The sequence below is a fragment of the Mangrovibacter yixingensis genome (assembly GCF_020523985.1).
Taxonomy (GTDB): Bacteria; Pseudomonadota; Gammaproteobacteria; order Enterobacterales; family Enterobacteriaceae; genus Mangrovibacter; species Mangrovibacter yixingensis.
The window spans coordinates 90298-113713 of record NZ_JAIVKM010000002.1 but is presented as its reverse complement, the minus strand read 5'-3'; the positions used below and the strand labels follow the sequence as shown (position 1 = coordinate 113713).

Annotated in this window: 18 protein-coding genes; 4 read left to right on the top strand and 14 right to left on the bottom strand. The window is 47.2% G+C overall.

Annotation, left to right across the window (positions count from 1 at the left end):
- Nucleotides 1-65: 65 nt before the first annotated feature.
- From nrdF to LC084_RS11190, 5 genes are all read right to left on the bottom strand, one after another.
- Nucleotides 66-1028: a class 1b ribonucleoside-diphosphate reductase subunit beta gene (gene nrdF / locus LC084_RS11210; protein ID WP_226571322.1), complete on the bottom strand. Its 963-nt coding sequence runs from the start codon at nucleotides 1026-1028 to the stop codon at nucleotides 66-68.
- 9 nt (nucleotides 1029-1037) lie between these two features.
- Nucleotides 1038-3176 carry a class 1b ribonucleoside-diphosphate reductase subunit alpha gene (gene nrdE / locus LC084_RS11205; protein WP_226571321.1) on the bottom strand — a complete coding sequence of 713 codons (2139 nt, stop codon included), beginning with the start codon at nucleotides 3174-3176 and terminating at the stop codon, nucleotides 1038-1040.
- On the bottom strand, nucleotides 3158-3559 hold the full coding sequence (gene nrdI, locus LC084_RS11200) for a class Ib ribonucleoside-diphosphate reductase assembly flavoprotein NrdI (protein ID WP_226571320.1): 402 nt from the start codon (nucleotides 3557-3559) through the stop codon (nucleotides 3158-3160). The genes nrdE and nrdI overlap by 19 nt, the downstream gene beginning before the upstream one ends.
- Nucleotides 3556-3798: a glutaredoxin-like protein NrdH gene (gene nrdH / locus LC084_RS11195; RefSeq protein WP_226571319.1), complete on the bottom strand. Its 243-nt coding sequence runs from the start codon at nucleotides 3796-3798 to the stop codon at nucleotides 3556-3558. The genes nrdI and nrdH overlap by 4 nt, the downstream gene beginning before the upstream one ends.
- A 217-nt stretch (nucleotides 3799-4015) precedes the next feature.
- Nucleotides 4016-4342: a glycine zipper domain-containing protein gene (locus LC084_RS11190; RefSeq protein ID WP_226571318.1), complete on the bottom strand. Its 327-nt coding sequence runs from the start codon at nucleotides 4340-4342 to the stop codon at nucleotides 4016-4018.
- Nucleotides 4343-4505: 163 nt separating this feature from the next.
- On the opposite strand from LC084_RS11190, the gene LC084_RS11185 reads away from it, so the two are divergent.
- Nucleotides 4506-4850 carry a DUF2002 family protein gene (locus tag LC084_RS11185; protein ID WP_226571317.1) on the top strand — a complete coding sequence of 115 codons (345 nt, stop codon included), beginning with the start codon at nucleotides 4506-4508 and terminating at the stop codon, nucleotides 4848-4850.
- A 215-nt stretch (nucleotides 4851-5065) separates the two neighbouring features.
- Here the strand turns inward: LC084_RS11185 and LC084_RS11180 are convergent, their stop codons facing one another.
- Nucleotides 5066-5524 (bottom strand): L-alanine exporter AlaE, encoded by a 459-nt coding sequence (locus LC084_RS11180; RefSeq protein ID WP_226571316.1) that lies wholly within the window; start codon nucleotides 5522-5524, stop codon nucleotides 5066-5068.
- Nucleotides 5525-6291: 767 nt separating this feature from the next.
- On the opposite strand from LC084_RS11180, the gene stpA reads away from it, so the two are divergent.
- The gene (gene stpA / locus LC084_RS11175) at nucleotides 6292-6690 is read left to right on the top strand and encodes a DNA-binding protein StpA (RefSeq protein ID WP_226571315.1); all 399 of its coding nucleotides are present in this window, start codon (nucleotides 6292-6294) and stop codon (nucleotides 6688-6690) included.
- A gap of 334 nt (nucleotides 6691-7024) precedes the next feature.
- Here the strand turns inward: stpA and LC084_RS11170 are convergent, their stop codons facing one another.
- The 3 genes from LC084_RS11170 to LC084_RS11160 all read right to left on the bottom strand — a co-directional run bounded on the left by LC084_RS11170 (nucleotide 7025) and on the right by LC084_RS11160 (nucleotide 10114).
- Complete coding sequence (locus tag LC084_RS11170; protein ID WP_226571314.1) at nucleotides 7025-7288, bottom strand: hypothetical protein; 264 nt, start codon at nucleotides 7286-7288, stop codon at nucleotides 7025-7027.
- Between the two features lie 387 nt (nucleotides 7289-7675).
- Nucleotides 7676-9283, bottom strand: a complete 1608-nt coding sequence (locus tag LC084_RS11165; protein ID WP_226571313.1) for a sensor domain-containing diguanylate cyclase — start codon at nucleotides 9281-9283, stop codon at nucleotides 7676-7678.
- 549 nt (nucleotides 9284-9832) lie between these two features.
- Nucleotides 9833-10114, bottom strand: a complete 282-nt coding sequence (locus LC084_RS11160; protein ID WP_226571312.1) for a hypothetical protein — start codon at nucleotides 10112-10114, stop codon at nucleotides 9833-9835.
- 425 nt (nucleotides 10115-10539) lie between these two features.
- Here LC084_RS11160 and bamA point away from each other — a divergent pair, with 425 nt between their 5' ends.
- Together bamA and LC084_RS11150 are read left to right on the top strand one after the other, a co-directional pair.
- Nucleotides 10540-12963, top strand: a complete 2424-nt coding sequence (gene bamA / locus LC084_RS11155; RefSeq protein ID WP_226571311.1) for an outer membrane protein assembly factor BamA — start codon at nucleotides 10540-10542, stop codon at nucleotides 12961-12963.
- Nucleotides 12964-13002: 39 nt separating this feature from the next.
- Nucleotides 13003-13272: a hypothetical protein gene (locus LC084_RS11150; RefSeq protein ID WP_226571310.1), complete on the top strand. Its 270-nt coding sequence runs from the start codon at nucleotides 13003-13005 to the stop codon at nucleotides 13270-13272.
- 3 nt (nucleotides 13273-13275) lie between these two features.
- On the opposite strand, the gene LC084_RS11145 is transcribed toward LC084_RS11150, so the two are convergent.
- The 5 genes from LC084_RS11145 to LC084_RS11120 form a co-directional block, all read right to left on the bottom strand.
- Nucleotides 13276-14241: a diguanylate cyclase domain-containing protein gene (locus LC084_RS11145; RefSeq protein WP_226571309.1), complete on the bottom strand. Its 966-nt coding sequence runs from the start codon at nucleotides 14239-14241 to the stop codon at nucleotides 13276-13278.
- Entirely contained in the window at nucleotides 14231-18709 is a 4479-nt protein-coding gene (locus LC084_RS11140) for a PAS domain-containing hybrid sensor histidine kinase/response regulator (RefSeq protein WP_226571308.1), read from the bottom strand. Before LC084_RS11140 ends, LC084_RS11145 begins: the two co-directional genes overlap by 11 nt.
- A gap of 98 nt (nucleotides 18710-18807) precedes the next feature.
- On the bottom strand, nucleotides 18808-20106 hold the full coding sequence (locus tag LC084_RS23220; protein ID WP_264193497.1) for a methyl-accepting chemotaxis protein: 1299 nt from the start codon (nucleotides 20104-20106) through the stop codon (nucleotides 18808-18810).
- 233 nt (nucleotides 20107-20339) lie between these two features.
- Nucleotides 20340-22082, bottom strand: a complete 1743-nt coding sequence (locus tag LC084_RS11125) for a DUF2264 domain-containing protein (RefSeq protein ID WP_226571307.1) — start codon at nucleotides 22080-22082, stop codon at nucleotides 20340-20342.
- Nucleotides 22083-22099: 17 nt separating this feature from the next.
- Nucleotides 22100-23416 (bottom strand): TRAP transporter large permease, encoded by a 1317-nt coding sequence (locus LC084_RS11120; protein WP_226571777.1) that lies wholly within the window; start codon nucleotides 23414-23416, stop codon nucleotides 22100-22102.

Here is a 23416-nt window from a genome sequence, read left to right as displayed (position 1 = left end):
GGTAGAGAGCCTGCTGGTGGCGGCTGTAACCGGGGAAAGTAAACCCTTTCCCCGCAGGGGGGCAATTAAAAGTTCCAGTCTTCGTCTTCAGTTTGCAGACTTTTCCCAATGACATAAGAAGATCCAGCGCCAGAAAAAAAATCATGGTTTTCATCTGCGCCAGGAGATAGCGCAGACAAAATTACTGGATTTACATCACACATCTCACCCGGGAACAGCGCCTGATAGCCCAGATTCATCAATGCCTTATTGGCGTTATAACAAAGAAAGGCAATCACTTCATCAACCAGGCCCGACTGCTGATACAAACTTTGCGTGTAAGACACTTCATTATCATACAAGTTCATAATCAAATCGGCGGCTTCGTTTTCCAGTTCTTGTTTTTTCTGCGCGCTCAGTGATGCCACCATCTGCTGATATTTATAACCAATATAATATCCGTGCACTGCTTCATCACGAATAATAAGCCGAATAAGGTCTGCAGTATTGGTTAATTTTCCTCTGCCAGACCAGAATATTGGTAAATAAAATCCAGAGTAAAATAAAAATGATTCCAGGCAAACGCTGGCAATTTTCTTACGATATGGGCATTCACCACGGTAATACTGAAGTATTAACTCAACCTTGTGTTGCAGCCACGGGTTCTCTTCACTCCACTGGTAGGCTGCATCCACTTCTTGCATTGAACACAAGGTCGAAAAGACAGCACTGTATGAACGTGCGTGTACTGCTTCCATAAAGCTGATATTGGACAACACGGCTTCTTCATGGGGGGTGAGCGCATCGGGCATCAGGCCTGGGGCGCCAACAGTGTTTTGCACGGTATCGAGCAGGGTTAAGCCGGTAAATACGCGAATTGTCAGTGTTTGCTCATCATGGCTCAGGGTCTGCCAGGATGGTAAGTCATTGGCTAAAGGGATCTTTTCGGGTAACCAAAAGTTGGCCGTCAGCCGGTTCCAGATTTCCAGGTCTTTAGGGTCAATCAACCGATTCCAGTTAATCGCGGTAACAGGGCGTTGTGTATTCATGGTTATTCCTTACAGCGTGCAGGATACACAGCCGTCAACGGCTGTACCGGCTAACGCTTGTTGGCGCAGGCGAATGTAATAAAGCGTTTTGATACCTTTTTGCCAGGCATAAATTTGTGCTTTGTTGATATCGCGAGTGGTTGCGGTATCCGGGAAAAAGAGTGTCAGTGATAACCCTTGATCGACGTGTTGAGTGGCTGCAGCGTAGGTATCAATTATTTTTTCCGGCCCAATTTGCCAGGCATCCTGGTAAAGATGCATATTGCGTTCATTAATAAACGGTGCTGGGTAATACACCCGTCCGGTTTTACCTTCCTTACGGATTTCAATAGGCGCAATGACCGGATGAATACTGGACGTGGCATGGTTGATATAAGAAATCGAACCCGTGGGAGGGACGGCCTGCAAATTCTGGTTATATAACCCATCGCGCATGATGTCGTCACGCAACTGGCTCCACATCGCCTGGTCAGGTATACGAATAGCCGAACGGTCAAACAGTTGCTGTACCCTGGCGGTTTCGGGTTGCCACAATTTATTGGTGTAACGTTGGAAATACTCACCGCTTGCGTACTGAGACTGTTCAAACCCAGCGAAACGCTGCCCCCGCTCGCGAGCAAGACGGTTGGAAGCCCTTAACGCATACCATGCAATGGTATAAAAATAGATATTCGTGAAATCAATAGCTTCCGGTGAACCATAGGCAATCCCCTCACGAGCCAGAAAACCATGCAGGTTCATTTGCCCTAACCCAATAGCGTGAGCCGACGCATTTCCTGCCATTACCGAAGGCACACACTCAATAGCACTTAAATCTGACACTGCGCTCAATGCACGGACGGCTGTTTCAACAGTTTGAGCAAAATCGTGGGAGTCCATGGTATGGGCTATATTGAGTGAGCCAAGATTGCAGGAGATATCTTTACCGGTGTGCAGATAATCGAGGTTCTCTGCCAGCACAGAGGGTTGATTGACTTGCAGAATTTCAGAGCACAGGTTACTCATGTTGATATAACCTGCAATCGGGTTGGCGCGGTTTACCGTATCTTCAAACATGATATAGGGGTAACCCGACTCAAACTGAACTTCCGCCAGAATACGAAAGAAATCCCTGGCGCGAACCCAGCGCTTACGGATACGCGTATCAGCTACCAGTGAATCATAGTGCTGGCTGATACTGATATCGCAGAATGCCTTTCCGGTCACCCGTTCAACGTCATAGGGTGAAAACAGTGCCATTTGCGCATCTTCTTTGGCTAACCGGAATGTGATATCCGGGATAACCACACCCAGTGATAACGTTTTAATGCGTAGCTTTTCATCGGCATTTTCTCTTTTAGTATCCAGAAAACGTAGAATGTCGGGGTGATGCGCATGTAACCAGACCGCTCCCGCGCCCTGGCGGGCACCAAGTTGGTTGGCATAGCTGAACGCATCTTCCAGCATTTTCATTACTGGTATGACACCGGAAGACTGGTTCTCGATTCTCTTTATTGGTGCGCCCGCTTCGCGTAGCGCAGACAACACAAAGGCTACACCGCCACCCCGTTTGGATAACTGCAACGCATGCGTTACCGCCCGGCCAATGGATTCCATGTTGTCTTCAATACGTAACAGAAAGCAGGAAACCAGTTCGCCACGCTGTTGCTTGCCAGCATTCAGGAAGGTGGGGGTGGCAGGTTGAAAGCGTCCGCTAAGTATTTCGCTGAGCAAAAGTGCAGCGAAACCGGCATCTCCCCTGGCGAGCGTCAGGGCAACCATACAGGCACGTTGAGGAAAATCCTCCAGGTACTGTGAGCCATCGAAGCTTTTCAAGGCATAGCTGTTATAAAACTTCCACGCGCCTAAAAATGTTGCAAATTGGTGGCCGCATTCGTCAGCGGCAAGAAAGAGTGTATCCAGTTCCTCAGGGGTGTACTGCGCCAGCATAGTGCTATCGTAATAACCTTCATCCACCAGTGTTTTCAGGCGATTTGCGTGGGTTGAAAAAGTGCGTGTGGCGGGCGCAATGTGCTGGTGTAAATAAGCTTTCACGGCTGCCTTGTCTTTATCCAGCTGTAGTTGCCCCACGCTGTTATACATATTCAGCATGGCATTAAGCGCGTGGTAATCCTGTTCGCGGGTTGCTGTTAGGGTTGCTGTAGCCAAAATTGTTTTACTCCCTTTCTCACGTTTTCGACGTCTTCAGGTGTTCCCAGTAATTCGAAACGGTACAACCAGGGCACCTGGCATTTTTCAGCGATTACCTTGCCAGCAAGACAAAAGCCCGCACCGAAACTTCGGTTGCCGGAAGAAATCACGCCTTTTAGCAGGCGGCGGTTTTCCGCCTGGTTTAAAAACCGAATAACCGGTGCAGGCACCGCACCCTGAATGCCACCACCGCCATAGGTCGGCACAATTAAAATAAAAGGTGTGTTGACATGAAGTATTGGGTGCGGTGGCGCGGTGATTCGCAGTGCGGGTATTGCCAGCCGTTCAACAAACCGGTGGGTATTACCCGATGAACTGGAGTAATACACCAGGTTGCTCATGCGCCTGCCTCGGAGTGTGTATGCAGGCGGTTAATCATATCCGGGCGAAAACCACTCCAGCGTAAGTTATCGGTAATAACGACCGGCAATTGAAGAAAACCCTGGCCTTTTAACCACTCCACACATTCTGGGTGTGTGTCTGTATCAATCAAGGTAAAGGGGATTGCGCGTTGCGCCAGCATGCGTTTTGTAGCATGGCACTGTACACAATTCTTCTTGGTGTAAATGCTAATGCTCATGATTCGTATTCTCATCTTTTAAGTTAAAAAAACACCCTGACGCACAGCGTTGGGTGAGCTCTTGTGTTTTTGATACTAGATGTAGTTTTAATTTTTATCAACCATACAATATATGGTGTTTAGGGCGCGTAATAAAAATGCTTTGAGGGGGAGGGAATACTTATGGTGTATGGGGAATCAAACCCAGCTGTGTGCCGGGTTTGAAGGGGAGGGGGGGTTATTTACGGGTTAGCAGGGCACCGACAATCATGCCAGCCGCTGCCCCCAGGCCAATACTGTGCCAGGGCCTGTTGCGCACCCATTCATCCGTATGATGTGCAGCATCCAGAGTGGCTTGTTGCAGGCGGTTATGCCCATTCAGGCGAGCCCGGGTTTCGCTCAGTAAGCGTGTGGCGTGGTGCTTGATATTGTCGCGCTCGTCTTTTGCATCGCTGTCCCAGGCGTCCAGCACTTTTTCCAGCGTACTGGCAATATTCGTTATCTCATCCTGCATTGCCTGGTCTTCAGGTATATCTTGAAGTGTCTGTTTGTTTTTTCTGAACACAGGACCTCCTTTTTTAAGTGATTCAGATAACAGTGTAGACGCCAGAATGACGTTTTTCTGGCAGAAACTGCGGTAAATGGCTGTTTCTGGACTATTCTGAAAGCATCTCCTTGTAGCCATGCTGTATGGTTGCGAAGCTGTAATGAGAGGATGAGGAAGCACAATGTATTTACGACCCGATGAGGTGGCACGCGTTCTGGAGAAAGCAGGTTTTATTATGGACAGTATGGAGCGGGGGGCATACGGATACCGCCGCGGAGAGAATTATGTTTATGTAAACCGGGAAGCGAGGATGGGTCGCACTGCACTGGTTATTCACCCGGCAATGAAAGAGCGAAGCCATACACTGGCAGAGCCTGCATCAGATATAAAAACCAGCGGGTTGTATAAACATTTTCCGCTGTGGTTAGGTGGTGATGAGCAAACACATTATGGCATTCCCCATGGGTTCAGCTCACGTATTGCCTTGGAACGTTATTTAGTTGGCTTGTTTGGCCAGGCAGAATGACAGTTTTTCTTAGATAGTGGTGGTGCCAGGTAAGTATTATATTCAGTAATACACCCTGGCATTAAACTATTATCAGCAACAGGCGGTATAACTGCGCCAGCAGGTTTATACCAAGAGCAGTAAAGGATATACCGGTTGTTGCTACTTAATCTTGCTGGCGCGTTTCGTTGGCTATTTGTTGCGAAACACTTCTTCTGGTCTGCCGTATAATACACTTAAATTTCAGCATGAATCGGTTGTTGGGTATCAACAACGCGGAACAGGCGACGGCAAAAATCCAGGAAGTAACCATAAGCAGCACCCATCATCATTGATACAACCATATTTGAACTTACCGCCGCGACAATCTGGTGCCAGTCAGCGCCTACAGTAAACAGAATGGCAGCATAAACCGGTGACTGGAATGTGACATAGGCAAACATATCTGCCAGGTTCTTCACTTTTTTGCCACCACCCACTTTACGTGCGTAACTCATTATCTTGTCGCGATAGAGCCCATAAGGCCAGGCAATAACCATGTTCACAGGGATTGCAACCAGGCGCGATGAAAGAGACTGGCGAAAATCCATTCCTGAGATAAAAATTTCAATCATCATGCCAACAACAGAGCAATACACCACCATTGCAAAGGTGTCTGCAACCGCATGACGCAGGCGTGACTGTGGCGAGAACATGTTCCGGGCTCCTTGTTAAAAATGGTGATAAGTACCAGTAATAAGTTTGTTTATGGTTTATGTGATTGGGTTAGTTCAATTTTGATAGATTATATGACTGATAAGAAAACGGCAATTAGCGTAAAATTTTTATTTACGTGAAGTTTGTCAATAAAATTCGTTACGGATCTGGTTTTTGCCCTTGTAATATCATTAAACTCCATGTCTTATGATATTTGTATTTAATATCAATAAGTTATGTATTTTTTTGGTTATCAGTGTAATGTTAACTGTACCGGGTTTTTATCGCGGTCAGCGAGAAATGCTTTAAGTGTGAGTGTTTTTTGAGCTTTGGGCGTTTGTTTCTTTTTTTATGCATTTTTTTAGTTTTTTATTCTGATTTTTGTTTTGATTTTTTATTCTTTAAAATGACTTTTTATGCAACTCTGTTACTGATGGTGCTATTGCTAAGGTAAAGGGTATCGAGTGGTAACCAGAGAAGAAGATGCAACAGTGATGAGCCCGTTCTCATGGCCCTTCAGCGTGGTAACTGAAATGCTGGTTGAATATCAAAGTGTCTATTTTACTGTGCAGCTAATCTGATGTGGGTATATGTATTTTTCTTAAAAAACTGAATTAAACCTTCTGTTTATTGGTGGTTTACCATCGCTGTGTTTTATAATTAGGCTCTATGGAGTGGCTGCTATTTTTATGTGGTCTTGAAATGTATTCATTTTAATGTTTAAAATAACAGTTCTATTTATTTAAATGAAAGGTGGCTAATTATAATGTCTGTTGAGTTGCAAAAATTAAATAACATTCGCACATTGCGTGCCATGGCTCGCGATTTCTCCATTGACGTGCTTGAAGATATTCTGGAAAAAGTCAGGATCGTCACTGAAGAAAAGCGTGAAGAACAACATGCTCAGAACGAAATCATGGCAGAAAGAGAAGAGAAAATTAATCTTATTCTTAGCCTGATGGAAGAAGATGGTCTGGACCCTTCATTATTAATGCAAGCCAGCAGTGGGAAAACCAAGGGCACCAAACGTGCTGCTCGCCCTGCCAAATATCGTTTCACTGATACCAATGGCGAAGTAAAAACCTGGACGGGCCAGGGGCGTACGCCAAAACCTATTGCAGAGGCAATGGCGAAAGGTAAATCATTAGACGATTTCCTGATTTAACCGCCTTACAATAAATTCAATACGCATGAGGCTGCATTGCGGCCTCCCGTATAAGAATGTTTTACCATAACTGGTAAATTCACCAAAACAGTCTTGTCAGCATTGTCATCTTTCACTGCGAATATATTTTTGCAGGGCGATAGGAAGGTACGTACACCTTGTATCTTTGCTTACCGGGTAATGTTATCTGTACTGCTATCTTTTGCCCGGCTATGCGAAAAATCTTGCCTGGCCCATTAAGAAAATGTATCTGGGCAAAAACTGATAAATACCTGCCCGTAATGAATCAAAAAAGAGTGGCGAAACCGAGCTTCTTCGCCACTCTTTTTGATAATCATGATGCTGCATCTTCACTTGTGTAGTCATAGCCCACCAGTCGCCAGTTAGCCGACTGTCCATGATGCCAGGGCATCATTGTACCTTTCTGTACGCCCACAACGGCACTGGCCGTAATGTTTGTTGTTTGCCACATGCCCGTTTGCGGGCACCAACTGCCACTACTACGTTCAATACCCAGAGGTTGTCTTGCTGATGTGTCGCTGGCAAGGTTATTACCTGTCGCAAGCCAGCTTGATTGTACGCTGTCTATTTTCATCATTAACCATCCTGACATCATTCACGGCCGAATAGCCGTTTGATAATTTGAACTAAGGTGTCTGGATACAGCTATTTGCTAAAAATATCCTATATATCAAATTACGGTGAATACGCGTGGCTCCCACGTAATCTGAATTTTCCAGGGTAAAAACATAATATAGCAAAGATATAATAAAAGACACCTGCCTTATTGCTTGATTTACTTTAAGTAACTGTGAATGTATAACAGGCATAAATGTATTTTACTTTAGTGCTGTTTTATTGTTTTAATTTTACGACCAATTTATGGTTCTTTCATTGCTAATGAACGAATAGCATTTTGATTCAGTGTGGCTTTAAATTAAATTATCCGTGTAACACTTCCGTGCTGACATCCTGTCTGGCTAAGTCAGATTTTAGATACCGCTTTTTCGGCCACCACTTTTTGTGGTGGGTGAACTAATAAATTTCCTTGTGGGTAGCGCCGCAATTGCCCTTGATGATGGGTAACAACACAATTTCGCCCGGCTTCTTTGGCTGCATACAGAGCAATATCTGCCATTTTTATCGCCTGGTCAACAGGAACAGCGGAGGTATTTGTCATAGCGTAAACACCAATAGAAACGGTAAACACGGGAACGCCTTCATCGTGGTAACCTGAAACACCAAAACGAATTCGCTCGGCAATAGTTGTGCCTGTATCAAACGGGCAACCGGGTAAAACGACAACAAACTCCTCTCCCCCAAAGCGGCTAATAATATCGCTGCTGCGGCACAGGTTTTTGAGCCGTTTTGCCAGAGTTACTAATGTGCGGTCACCAATGTCATGCCCATATTTATCATTGATATTTTTAAAATTATCAATATCGAGCAGGATAATAATATTACTTCCAGATGGAAGTTCACGCATTTTTTCAACCAACCCACGACGGTTATATAACGCCGTGAGTTGGTCTGTCATTGCATCATTATTTAGCCGGGACACAGTATATTGCATTGCCCGTAAACTTTTATATACCGCTTTGCGTAATATCTTTGCTTCGTAGTACCAGACATTTATGTTGAGAATATTCTTGAGCTTTTCATCTGCGGGGAATTTTTCTGTTACCCTGGCAAGGCGGGTAAGCGGCGTTGATATGCGAGAAGCCAGGTAAGCCGCTGTTAGCGAAATTAATATAATTACCGGGATAATTATGCCCGCAGACAGGCTTATAGATGATGCCATCATCGCTTTGACAGCGGTCTGGCGTGAGTAGATGACTACTTTCCACCCTGTAGCATTGACAGTTGAGTAGCTGATAAGCGCTGTTTGGTGGTGAATTTCCCCTTCGAATGAACCAGAAGTATTTTTTAACAGACGTTCGGACAGGCTGGGTTCATCCAGCAGGGCTGATGCATCTTCCGGGTTACGGCTGCTGTCGTAAATGACAGTACCTTGCGGTGTTTCAATACGGACATGGTTGCCCTCTGCGTAATGGTAGCTTTTCAGTAACCGGTTAAGTTCACTGTCTTTATGTAGATAAATCACCCCCGCGAGATAACCGGCAGGGTGGTTTTGTGGTGAATTTAATGGGTAACTGAGCAAAACAACGAAGTTACTTGCTGTGGAAATATACGGCAAACTGATTAGCGGTTGCTTGCTTTGCAGGGCTTTCAGGCTACCGGGTGAATTGAGTGGTTTGTGGTTATCGCCCGGCATTGCAGGGAAAATAGCATCAATGACATTCTGCTCATTGACGACAGCAACCCGGTTAAAAAGCTGCGATTGCTGATACAAACGGCGGGCTTCCAGTGCTAAATATTCGCGCTGGGTGGGGTCTGGTACATTTTTGACACTCCAGGCCAGGGCATGTTGTGCCTGAAGAAAATAATGGTTAATACTTTCAGCCAGTTTATGTGACGATGCCGTGTTATCAACCTGTATTGTATGGCGGAAATCTTCACTTTGGAACCGGTACACAAGGGCAAGCAATATCGCAGCCGTAGCCAGCACGCTGCCGACAGACAGTGCGATCATCAAATTTCTTAAATTAACCAGCTTATATGACACCATAGTTAACGTTTCTTATGTGTTGCCATTGAGACCTGGGTTTAGGAAAAGAGTTACGCTCCCACTAACGTTTTCGGCATCAGTGATTGTTTCTTGAGTAAAAAAACAGCGAAAAGTGACATGGATTTGATTTTGAATCACAAATGAGACATTCACAGTAGTGACGGCCTCTGGGAAAAAAAAGCCCACCAGGCGATGGGCAAAGTCAACTTATTGGTTAGGAATGAAAATACCAGAATAAATAACCAGCATGTCTTTGTTGTCAAACATATTAAAGCCTAAACCGGGAGACAGGCTTTAACCAAAGTGAAGCAAAGTTATTCTGTTCTGGTTGCTCTAACCTAACGGTTAATCGTGACGAAAAAACGGAGGAAATATGAATCAGCTGTGCGAGGGGTGAATATTTAACCTTGAACGTTTTACAGCCAGGGTAGTTAAAAACATGTTGCTAGTTAATACAGCACAAGCAGGTAAGGTGCTGGCAGCAACTTACCCATTGCCCGGAATTTGTATAACTCAGAAACTTATTTCCTGACTATTTATACGGGAAAGAAGTGTGTTTGCCTGAGCAATTGCATGCTGAAACTCAATATTTTCAGAAGCACAGGTCTGCAATAATTGGCAGTTGAGAATCAGTGCCTCTACCAACTCAGGTGCCGCGAGGCAAAGGTGGGTGTTAGCGGCTGTTTCACCACCGGGAAGGCCACTGGAAAAACCTTGTATAAGCACGCAATTTCCATTGGCATCAGCCACTTTTCCATCTTTCGTTAACGACCAGGGGCCGGGTTGGTACAACATTGTGCTTTCTCCAGTAATATTCAATGAGAGTTTGTCCTGCCTGATTAATAGTACTTGTTATTCCGTTATCTCAGGCTAGCCAGTACATTTATCCATGGTTGTTGTTTGGCCATTATTTCTAGCTGATGCAAAGACATTTTGTTAGAGCGATAAGTAAAATAATTAATTTTTATTATTCACAAATGATTGTGAGACAAATCTGTTTCATGGAAGTTCACTGGGGCTTTGAAAAATAATTTTTTATTTTAATTGTCGATGGAAATGTTATTGCATTCATTTTTTCTTCATTGTTTCACCATTTTTCATGGTTACTTTTCGGCACCATGAGTCTGTAAGTATTTAGTCAGTTGCCTCTATGGAATAACCCGGTTAACAGGCTTACTTGCTATGTATAGAAAACCTTATTACTGAATAGTGAAGAGATTATGCAAATTAAGCATTACTGGCTTCTGAGTTTATTGCTGTCATCAGTTGCTGGCTGGGCTGCAGAAAGCACCACCGTGAATGATATTCAGTTTAAGGGATTACAGAGAGTAACGCCTGGGGCTGCATTACTGAGTATGCCAATTCACCAGGGAGAAAACGTAAGTAATCAGGATATCGGCAATGCAATTCGGGCACTCTATGCCACAGGGTATTTTGAAGATGTTTCTATCTCACGTGATGGCAGTACGTTATTTGTGCAGGTGAAAGAAAAACCAACCATTGCCAGCATCAATTTTGCCGGAAACAAATCGGTCAAAGACGAGTTATTAAAGCAAAATCTGGATGCCTCGGGGATTACCGTTGGCAGTGCGCTTGACCGTAATACACTTTCTGATATGGAGCAGGCGTTACAGTCGTTTTACTACAGTGTGGGTAAATACAGTGCGACAGTAAAAGCCGTGGTTACACCACTGCCCCGTAACCGGGTCGATTTGAAATTTGTCTTCCAGGAAGGTGTTTCCGCCAAAATAGCCCAGATAAACCTGGTTGGTAACCATGCTTTCAGTAGTGAAACGCTGCTGGCAAATTTTCAGTTACGTGACGATGTTCCCTGGTGGAACGTATTGGCAGACCAAAAATACCAGAAAGAAAAACTGGCCGGTGATTTAGAAACATTACGCAGTTATTACCTTAACAGAGGCTATGCGCGTTTTGCTATCGACAGCACTCAGGTCAGTATGACTCCGGATAAAAAATCCCTCTATATCACGATTAACCTGCATGAAGGTGCCCGCTACCAGATTAGCCGCACTTTAGTAACAGGCAACCTGGCAGGGCATAGCCGTGAAATAGAGAAACTGGCGACCTTTCCCAAAGGCTCTTTATATAGTGGTGCCAGGATTACTCAGGCAGAAGAAAGCATTAAAAAATTGCTGGGGAAATATGGCTATGCTTCGCCTGTTGTCCGAACCCAGCCAGAGATTGACGACACCACTCACCGGGTGGTGCTGCATATGCAAGTGGATGCCGGGCGACGATTTACTGTGCGCCGTATCATTTTCAAAGGTAATGATATAACCCGTGATTCAGTGCTGCGCCGGGAGATGCGGCAAATGGAAGGCGGGTGGCTGAACAGCGAGAGTGTTGAGCAGGGGAAAGCACGGCTTGACCGGACTGGGTTCTTCGAGAAAGTGGAAACCCAAACTCGCCCGGTTCCCGGCACAGCGGACCAGGTGGACGTTATCTACACCGTGAAAGAGCGTAATACAGGCTCATTTAATGTAGGGCTGGGGTATGGAACAGACAGCGGTGTGAGCTACCAGTTGGGCGTGACCCAGGATAACTGGTTGGGTACAGGTAACACCGTGAGTTTTAATGGCACACGTAACAGTTACCAGTCGTATGTCGAATTGTCTGCTACTGACCCTTATTTTACCCCAGATGGGGTCAGCCTTGGCGGGAAGATTTTTTATAACAGTTACGATGCTTCCGATTCCGATGAAGCCAGTTATAACCTGCAAAGTTACGGGGTGGGTGGCAATCTGGGATTTCCCGTCAGTGAAAATAACCGCCTGAACCTGGGGCTGGATTATGTCCATAACCGCTTAACCAACATGGACCCGGAACTGACCATCTGGAATTACCTCAGTTCGCAGAATATTAACCCGAAGGTGGTGACCAAAGATGGCGACAGCGGGGCAAGTTATAGCGGCAATGATTACTTTGCCAGCCTGGGCTGGCAATACAACAATCTGAACCGGGGCTATTTCCCGCAGTCGGGTAATAAAACCAGCCTGACCGGTAAAGTGACAGTACCGGGGTCTGATAACAGTTATTACAAACTGTCTTTTGATACCACTCAGTATGTTCCGTTATCCGGCAGTAAATCCTGGGTATGGATGGAGCGCTTACGGGCTGGTTACGCCGCAGGGCTGAACGGGCATGTTGTGCCGTTCTACGACAATTTCTATGCGGGTGGTTCGTCTTCTGTGCGTGGTTTCTCATCCAACACGATTGGGCCAAAGGCGGCTTATTACCGGTGTAATGGTTCCGAAAGTAGTTACAGTGCATGCCCACTTGATTCTTCTTCAGATGCCGTGGGGGGGAATGCCATGGCAGTGCTAAATACCGAATTGATTGTACCGACGCCATTCGTAAGTGACCGTTACGCAGATTCCCTGCGTACCTCGTTATTTGTGGATGCAGGCTCGGTATGGAGCACAACCTGGAAAAATACCGCACAAACCGAAAGTGCCGGGATCCCGGATTACAGCGATCCTGGTGACATCCGGGTTTCTGCCGGGGTTGCTTTGCAATGGATGTCTCCACTCGGTCCGCTGGTCTTTTCCTATGCCGAGCCCGTGAAAAAGTACAGTGGGGATAAATCAGAACAATTCCAGTTTAACATCGGAAAAACCTGGTAATTATAGCGGGATTACGTGATGAATAATGAGGAGAGTGTGATGACACGTTATGAACAACTGTACGCGTTTTTACGGGAACATCCTGCTTCTGATGCCCAGGCGATTAACCATGCTTTAGGGACGTCTGGGAAAGTTATTTATTACGAGATTAAAAAAGGGATGCAATCAGGGGAAATTCAGGCGCGGAAAATTGCCGGGCGCTACCGTTATTCAACTAAAGCTGGTGTCTGCTTCGGTTGCGCTAACCCACTGACAGCGCTTTTTAACCGCTATTTGCTGACGGCTCGGCGTAATAGCAAAGTGGCGTAAAACTTACACCACCGTGTCAGTATCGGGTTTATCACCAGACCAGGTTGTGATGCGGTTGCGCCCATCGCTTTTGCTTTGGTACAGCGCCTGGTCGGAGTGATTAAGTAAGTCTTCCTCGCCGCTATCCTGCTCAGGGGTAGTAGCGGCAATGCCAATACTGATAGTCACGAACGGGCTGACGCGTGACGTTGCATGGGGAATTTTAAGCGCCTTTATTGCACTGAGGATAGCGTTAGCTCGTTCCTGTGCGCCAGCGAGATCAGTCAGAGGAAGCAGGCAGGTAAACTCTTCGCCGCCGTAACGGAAAACCATATCCATAGGGCGGCGTAGTGTGCCTTTTAGTGCGACGGCAATTGCCCGGAGGCAGTCATCACCTTTCTGGTGCCCGTAGCTATCATTAAAGCGTTTAAAAAAATCGACATCCAGCATAATGATGGCAAGGGGTCGCTGTTCGCGGCGGCATAACAACCAATTTTGTTTTAACATTTCATCAAACCACCGCCGGTTATACAGCCCCGTCAGGCCGTCCAGCCAGGCGATTTCACGCATATTGTCCATATACAGCTTGAGCATAAGCTGTGTCATGACCCGGGCACGCACAATCGCCGGATTAATGGGTTTGGCTATAAAATCAACAGCGCCAATTTCAAAACCATATGCTTCGACATCGGCCTCAGTTTCAGCAGTGACAAAAATAATCGGGATCCACTCAGTAATAGGATCATTTTTCAGCCGACGGCACACTTCGTAGCCATCGATATCTGGCATCACGATATCCAGCAGGATCAGATCGGGTTTCTGGTTCAGCGCTAGGTGCAGTGCTTTTTCACCACTGGTCGCGACAATGACATCCAGTTCACCATGGAACACAGCACTCAGGGTATGAACATTCACGGGCTGATCATCAACTATCAGAATGCGTGGTTTATAGCCGCGCAGGGCATATTCGTCCAAAACCTTATTCCACATGTACCTGCTCCTGTATCTTTATCAAGAGGTGTTTCGCCAGCTCAAAGTCCAAAGACTCTGTAGCCTGTACCAGTTGGTTAAGCTCAGGGGTTAACCCAGGCTGTTCCGCCAGCGTATGGCACAATGATTTCGCCAGCCCCAACGCTTCCATATTGCTGTTATCCAGGTGGCGGTGTAACAACTGAATAATCTCAGTGATGGGTTGGGCCGGTTCAGAACCAGGGCCGCCATCGTTCTCTTTTTCAGCAATAAGTGCAGTGATTTGCGCCATCAGTACCGCGTATTCACTTTGTGTGCGCTGTTCAATCTCATCAGGCAATATGGCAAACAAACTCGCTTTCCCGTTATCGTCAGACACTTTTAGCGCTGTTTCCTGTTCAACTAACCAGGCCCATAGCTTATCCAGCCCGGCGGAACCACTGGCTCCCTTCATGGTATGTATAACGGCCATTGCCGCAGGCCAGTTTTTTGCCAGGCATGCACTGCGTAATTCGTTCTGTAATGAAGTAAAAGATGGCAGAAAGGCATTGAGTAATGTTTGATACATGCCAGCATTTCCACCTGTGCGTTGTAAAAATCCGGGTAGGTTGCTGGGTACAGGAGCGAATGCTGTTTGCGTGCGCCCTAACATGCGGGAGAGAGTAGTAATAACGTTATTAAAATCCAGTGGCTTGCCAATATGGTCATTCATCCCCGCATCAAGGCAGTTTTGCCGGTCCGATGCACTGACATTGGCAGTCATTGCAATAATCGGCAGGTTTGCAAAATGTGGGTTGGCACGAATGCGACGGGTGGCTTCCAGGCCGTCAATATCCGGCATTTGCACATCCATTAACACGATGTCGAACATTTTTCTGCCGGATAACACGGCTCGCACACCCTCTTCTCCGCCACTGGCAATGCGCGTATTGGCACCTTCGCTGGTTAAAAATTCGCTGATAACCATTTGGTTAAACGGGTTATCTTCTACAACCAGAATATTCACACCAGCAAGGCGGTGCTGTTGGGGGTGTGTGATAGCCTCTGCATGGGTTCTGCCAAGATTTATTGCAGTAAACAACTGTTCGGGTGTTAATGGCTTGGTCAGCACGTTATCCAGCATCGGGAAATTGTGCGTGTCAGGCAAATCGGCATGGTTAGCCGCACTGACCAAAATAAGCGTAGGAATCGTGGCCAGGTTCATTTGGTAGCGAATATGTTCCGCTAAAGCCAACCCGTCCATTTCTGGCATTATCCAGTCCAGTAATACAACATCGAAAGGGTTGCCCTCCTGGGCTGCCAGCGCAATCAACTTTATCGCCTCATCCGGGTTATTGGTACTGGTTGCCGGAACGTTCATGGTGGTTAACTGGTACTCCAGCAGGGCTCTGGCTACCGGGTTATCATCCACCACCAGGGTTTTAGGCGCAGGTTGTGGGAAAGTAAGAGGTTGCCAATTGCTCCCATCTGCGCGTGGTAAGGTCAGGCTGAATGAGAAGTCACTCCCTTTCCCTTCGGTGCTGTGTACCACCAGTTCACCGCCCATGCTTTCGACTAACCGGCGGCTGATTACCAACCCTAATCCGGTGCCACCATAACGGCGGGATGTGGATGCCTCTGCCTGGGTAAACACATCAAAAATACGTGCCAGTTGGTCCGGGTTAATCCCAATCCCCGTATCTGAAACGCTGAATTTGAGGGTGACGCTGTGGCTGGTCATTGCCAGCATGAGGGTGGTCACCACTACTTCGCCCTGTTCGGTAAATTTGATGGCATTACTGACCAGATTTATCAGCACCTGTTGCAGGCGCATTTCATCACCGGTCAGGTCTGGTGGCAGTTGGCTATCAAGGTCGAAAAGTAATTCGATGGATTTGTTGTTGAGGTTGCCTGACATCACTATGGCCAGGTGCTCCATCAGCTTATTGATATTAAAGGGCTGGTTATCTAACTCCAGTTTCCCGGCGTCAATTTTCGAATAGTCCAGAATATCGTTGAGTAAACCCAGCAGTGACTTCGCCGCAATATGGGCTTTCTCAGCAAAATCATACTGGCGCGGTGCCAGTTGGGTTTTAAGCAACAACTGCAACATGCCCAGTACGGCATTCATTGGCGTGCGTATTTCATGGCTCATATTCGCCAGGAACATGGATTTCGCGGCGTTAGCCGCATCAGCCTGTTCTTTAGCTTCAATCAGGTTGCCACGCAAAACATGGTCTTCTGTGACATCAAGATTAATGCCGGTAACGCGAACCGCCTGGCCCTGGTGGTCTCGCTCTATATATGCGCCAGCCTGCAGGTAACGTATTTCACCGTTTCGCTGAACCACCCGAAATGCAGGTGTATATTCCTGGTTTAAATCTACGGCATCACGTAATTGCTGTATTGCCAGTTCCCGGTCATCCGGGTGAATGCGCGATTCCCAGTGGTTCAGTGATAACCCATTGCCTTCCAGAGAGGTGGGCAGGTCGTAAAAGCTGTACATCAGATCATTCCATTCCAGCGAGTTATCTGCCAGATTCCAGCGCCATATCCCAAGCCCTGCAGTTTTTGAGGCTGTCAATAACGTTTGGGTTGTACTCAGAAGTTGATCCCTTGCTGATTCAAGAGCTTGTTGCGCCTGGCGTTGCTGGGTAATGTCCATTGAAATACCCAGATAACCGGTCAGTTCGCCAGTGGCATTGTGCATTGTTGTGACAACTAAGCGCACCGGGAAACGGCTGCCATCTTTACGCACGTAAGTCCATTCGCGCTGCTCTGAGAGCCCCTGGCGGGCGTGATGCACGAAGACATCAAAGCCACGGACAGATGTGTGGGTTTCCGCGCTCAGTTGTTGACTGTACCGTTCGACTTCTTCTGGCACATGGATAATTACCGGGGTAACTTTGCCAACCACTTCCTCCTCGCTATACCCCAGCATGCGTTCTGCACCTTTATTAAACAGCCGAATAATCCCTGTTAAATCAGTGGCAATAATAGTGAATTCATAGGTGGCAGACATAACCGTGCTGAGCAGTGTGTTCAGGCCAGCCAGCTCCGCAGTACGCTCACGTACCTGTTGCTCCAGGTTTTGGTTCAGTTCCTGAATGCGCTGTTCATTCTCTTTTTGTTGTGAGATATCGCGCACGGTTGTTGAGGCACCAATAACAGCACCGCTGGCATTCAGAATGGGGGACACAGTCCCTGAAACCTGTAATTCGCTGCCGTCTTTACGCCGCCGTACCGTTTCCATATCGCTGATAGTTTCTTTATTTCTGACCCGGTTCAGCGTCATGACTTCTTCATTTTGCAGGCGCATAGGGATAATTAAGTCAGACAGGTAATGGCCCATTGCTTCTTCCCGGGTGTAGCCAAACATTTTCTCTGCCCCGGTATTCCAGCTAATTATTTTGCCGTTAATATCTTTACCAATAATCGCATCAGCGGAGCTTTCCACTATCAAGGTTAGTTTGCTCTGCTCAACAGATAAGCGCCTGCGGTCATTGGCGCGCGACACCGCAATATTGACCAGCAATGCCAAAATTGCCGAAAACAAGATGCCGATAAAAAAGGTGCCTGATACGGAAAAAAGATTAAGGCCAGCAAGCCATACTGGGGTTGTGGAAATAGAAAAGCGCCACGTACGGCTAAGAATATGGTTATCCTGGTGCCAGGTGTATGCGCCATTTTCCATACTGCTGCGGTAGAAGGTTTCTGGGTTCTCTGGGTCTGTTACATCGCTTAAGGTAAGAATCAGGTTTGGGTCATGAAAGCGTTGTGACCGCATAATATCGGCGATGCTCAGGGGCGCGAAAGCCCAACCGAAGCACTGGCTTACCCGCTCGTTCTCTGTTTCCGGAGTAGTCGCGTTCAGGTAAATCGGGAGTAAAATCAAAAAAGAATTGTGGCTTATATTATTTGAATATTGCAGTGCCAAAGGCCTGGTAATGGCGGCATTGCCTGTTTTCATTGCTTTTGTTGCGGCTTCACGGCGTTGTTTCTCGGAAGCAATATCCAACCCAATCGCTTTGGCATTCGTGCTGACATTCTGCGGCTCAAGATACTCAATAATGAAATGTTCTCCTTGCCAGGGTGCAATATATTTAACGGAAAAATCAGGCCAGGTTTCCTGGCGCTCTTCTTCGACAAAATCAGCAAGTGTGGCATGAGGTACCCGGCGCACAAAACCGAACCCGCGAGCGCCTGGAAAGTTATTTTTCAGATCGAGTGTTTTGGCAAAAGCGTTAAATCCTGAGTTTTCAATATCTTCTCCACCACCGCTAAGAACGGCTGTTCGTGCTTCAAATAACCCGTACTGGTAGCGGCTCATAGAGGCAATTACAGCGCTGAACTCGGGCTGAGCACTGTTAATCATCGCCTGGCGGATATGCTCTTCGTTAAGCTGATGCACCGTGAGGGCAACGCCCGCTGCCATCAGCATACCCACTAAAAAAGTGGCTACGGTGGCGAATTGCAGATGCAACAACTTAGTTATGTGCTGTGCCAGCATGCTGTCATCCCAAATTATGCGCAGTTGTCAGCGCGATATATCAAACAGCGATTACCTGGGTTTTTTTGTAATACCTGTTGTATGGAGTATCGGCACAGTTACACATTTAATTTATGAATGACCTCCACGAATCCATTCACACCCCGGTTGATTTCACTCAAACTGCGGGACAGATCACTGATTTTGTCATGTTCCGTTTTCAGGAACTGATTAATTTCATCCATTTGCCGGTACATCTCGGCAATCAGAGCATTGTTTTTTTCTACCACTTGGGTAATTTTGCGGGTGGCATCTGAAGTTGAGGCTGCCAGGCGGCGGACTTCTTCCGCGACAACGGAGAAACCACGCCCGGACTCCCCGGCGCGGGCCGCTTCTATTGCGGCATTTAGTGCCAGTATATTGGTTTGTGAAGCAATAGCATCAATCGTGCTTACAATGGTGCTGATATCCTTTGCGGATTCAGTAAGTTGGCCTCCGATACGGGAGGCTGCATCCACTTGCCCGGCAATACGTTCAGAGTTCTCAACGGTTTCGTCCAGTACCTGGTTTGCGTTATGGGTAATTTGTGATGTTTGCTCTGATGTGGTGACGGCAATATCAGCTATGCGTTTGGCATTCTCCACCCGGGCAGTAATATTCGATGCGAATTTAATCACTTTATATACTGCGCCCTGGCTATCAATAATTGGATTATAACTGGCCTCCAGCCATAGACGTTCGCCATCAGATGTTTTACGCTCAAAGCGGCCTACAAAAGACTGGCCATTTTTCAAGTTATCCCAAAAATGGGGGTTTTCTTTATAAAAGCTGTCATAACAGAATAACCGGTGATGTTTCCCCACAATCTCATCTGGCTGGTAACCCATAGTTTTTAGAAAATTATTATTCGCCCAAAGAATATGCCCGTCAGGCGTGAATTCGATTACTGCCAGTGAACGGTGTAAGGCCGATATAATGGCATCTTTATCTTCCAGTTCCTGGTGCTGAGCCGTAATGTCAGAGGCAAGTTTAATCACCTTTACCACCACGCCTTGCTGGTTTTTAACCGGGAAGTAAGTTGCGCGCAGAAAAAAAGGCTGGTGGTTTTTATTATAGCGCTCAAATGTTCCATCTACGGGGGAGCCTGAGGCCAACTGTTGCCAGAAAGCGCTATATTCGGGCGATTGAGTGTAATCTGGCTGGCAGAATATACGATGGTGGCGGCCCTGGATCTCATCGAGTGAATAGCCAGATACGGCCAAAAAAAGATCATTGGCATACAAAATGGTGCCATCAGGTAGAAACTCTATCCAGGCAACGGCAGATTTAATCGCATTTAAATCAAAAGATTGAAGGTTGCTTTTCAGCCCTGAAACGGCACCTTTTTTTAACCCCTGAGGTTTAGGCAGTCCAAACATGATTTTCTCCGCTGTTGCAGTGGCGAATGTTTTTATTCTCTCTTTGTATAGGAAAGTATTAGCCTGGAGTTGCTCAAATAGCAGATATTTGGTTGGTTTATTTTTTTCATTAAGCATAGCTAATTTTTATTTTTAGTAATTATTAAATTAACGCAGCGGGGAAATACATCGAATTTGTGGTTAGGGCAGGTGATGATGCGCCATAAGTAAAATAACAGATGGCGCAATGATAATTACTGGGTTTTGGGCAGAGCCTCAAATTCGCTTTCCAGTACCTGTTCACCTGTTGGTAAGTGGGTTAACAGGAAAGGCACTGCTGAGCGCGGTGACAACAGGTTGGTATGCGCCCGTGTAGCTGTGTGTGTTTCTTTGGCATGGTTATCACGGCTGGTTATTCGGGATTGCCCATTTTCACCGTCCAGCGCAATTTGCGCACCAACGCCTGCCGTGTTTACCAGGCAAGCATGCGCGTTATACCACTGGTGCACGGCAAACCCGGTTTCTGCAACCAACGCAGGTTTGTTTAATATAAAGCGGTGGCGCCGACGGCAGCGGCCATTACCCAGCACAGTAATCAGTGTCTCGACTTCAAGCTCGCCCGCCAACCAGTGGATATGCATAGTGTTACCGGCAACTTTCACGGATTTATTGGCGTGTCGCATGTGCCAGTTAATTCCGTTATCCTGGCTGAATGCGAGAATATTATCGCCAAAATTGAGAAGGTGGCCGTAAGCGGTACTTTCCATCTCCGGGCCAAATGCCGTGGAGTAAGCAAATTTGTTGTATTTATCCCACTGAAATTTGGTTTCGATAAACCCGGAAAAATGCACAATGCTGTGGCCGTTTACCCGCTGTGCAATGCTGTTGGCGGCAGGCATGGAAAATATTGGGGCAGGCGCGCAAGCCGGTGCTTCTTCACTACGCCAGAAAGGGTGGGTTTCAGGTAACAGTAGGGGCAAAAAGGCTTTCATTGCCCACCAGGGCGAAGTGGGTGAATTGTACCATTCAGCCATGAGTAAGTTCGGATACCTGTAGCCACGGGTTAACAGACCGCTTTCGCTAAATATTGGGCTGAGTTGCCAGCTACGAATATGGCGAGCCCACAGGCCTTTTACCTGTGCCATCTCGTCTTGTTCTAAAGGCAGCATGGCGGCCGCCCCCCAAAAACTGGCACTGGCAAAACGGTAGCAGCCTGAGCGGCCAACTGGCAGGGTTTCACCGCTGTCAGCAAACCAGGTGGAGAAGGGGGTTATGAAGTCGCGGGCATGCCGGGTAAACAATTGTGCATACTCTTTATCGGGGTTCGCCAGCAGGCAGGAGTAAATTAGCCCATAAAAATGCATGGCGAAGCCACCATAGTGGTCAATTGCCTGGTCGTCTCCATCGCCATACCAACCTTCTGCCCGGTACCAACTGGCAATTTTCTCCAGGTAGTGGCTGCGTAATGACTGGTCTACCAGGTCTTCCCGACCAACCCGAGTTAACCCGGCTTGTACCAGCAGGGTAAAAAACAGCCAGTTGTTCTGCGGCATGGTATGGCGCTGGATACCGGCAAGCCAGGTCGCTAACTGCTCCTGCGTAGTCGCGGGCAGTGGTTGCCAGCCTTTTTCCGGCAGAACGGCCAGTAAAAAACCAAACGCAGCCATTTCAACACTCCGTTGGTTGATATCACCGGTTGGCCCCCAGTAATGGGGGTGTGTTGGGTCAACGCCTTCACGGATTGCATTATGCACCAGCGGCCACCAGGGAAACTCACCACCGCCGAGCACCAACGGGATAATGCCCCATAGTGGGCGAGCCACACCTTCAAGTGCGCTTGCCTGCATATCGAAAATCGCGCCGCCTTCATCGAGATCCAGTGCGGCTCCCTGGTGTGACAAATAAGGGATTAGTGGAGTAAACAGATCCCGCACCATCTGTTGGGCATCTGCGCGTGTTTTTAATGGGTTGTTTTTAAAGGGGAGATAATATGCCATGAAGTGACTCCTTTCAGTTACAGGCCAAACAGCCCTGGCAGCCAGAGAGTGAAGAATGGGAACCAGGTGATAAGCAGCAACCCCACCAGTTGCATGGCAAAGATTGGCAGCAAGGGGCGAATCACTCGGGTGACTTTTTCACCGGTGATGCTGCAGGAAACAAACAGCACGGTGCCGACTGGCGGGGTGACAATGCCAATTGCCAGGTTGTAGGTGAGTACCACACCGAACTGCACCGGGCTCATACCCAGTTCCGTGACGACAGGGAACAGAATCGGGGTAAAGATCAGCATGGCTGGTGTCATATCCATAAATACGCCAACCACCAATAATGTCAGGGTTATCAACAGCAAAATAACGAACTTGTTGTCACTGACACTGATTAACAACTCGCCGATAGTGTCTGGAATATTGGCAAAGGTCATTGACCAGCTCATGAGCCCTGAGCAGGCAATAAGAAACAGAATAACCGCAGAAGTGATTGCTGATTCAGCCAGCACTTTTACCAGTTTTTGCACACTGAGAGTGCGGTAGAACAGCCCTAACATCAGGCTCCAGGCCACCGCCACACCTGCCCCTTCTGTTGCGGTAAATATGCCACCAATAATGCCGCCAATAATGAGCACAACCAATGAAAGGCTGGGTAATGCCCGTATGACAACCTGTGATATTTCCCGCCACACCCAGGGCGATTTATCGACCGGGTAGTTATGCCGTTTAGCCCATATCCAGGCAACAACCATGACTGCCAGCCCCATCATAATGCCCGGCAGGTAACCGGCCAGGAACAGTGCAGCAATAGATGCACTGCCACCGGTTATCAGGGAATACATGATAAAAACACCCGTCGGTGGGATAAGCATACCTGTGGGCGCTGAACTGGCATTCACGGCGGTAGTAAAGGCCATGTCATAGCCTTTTTCTTTCGCCATGGGGGCGACAATACCGCCAATTGCGGTAGAGGCTGCAATTGCTGAACCTGACAATGATCCGAACAACATATTGGCGATGATATTCGACTGCCATAAATTGCCTGGAATGCGCTTACCCAGCAGTAATGCGAGGTCAAGTAAGCGGCGTGCAATACCGCCCTGGTTCATAATATTCCCGGCCAGAATAAAGAATGGCAGCGCCAAAAAACCAAAGCTGTCCAGCCCGGAAAACATCTTTTCCCCAACTACCGCTAGCAAGTCGCCAGGGGCTATTTGCAGTGCCAGGGTGAATAAACCTGAAAGAGCCAGGCCAACGGCAATTGGGGTATTCATGGCCAGAAACAGAAAAAATGTACCAAATAAAATCAGTAGTGAAGTGGCCTCAAGGTGGTCGTAAACCAA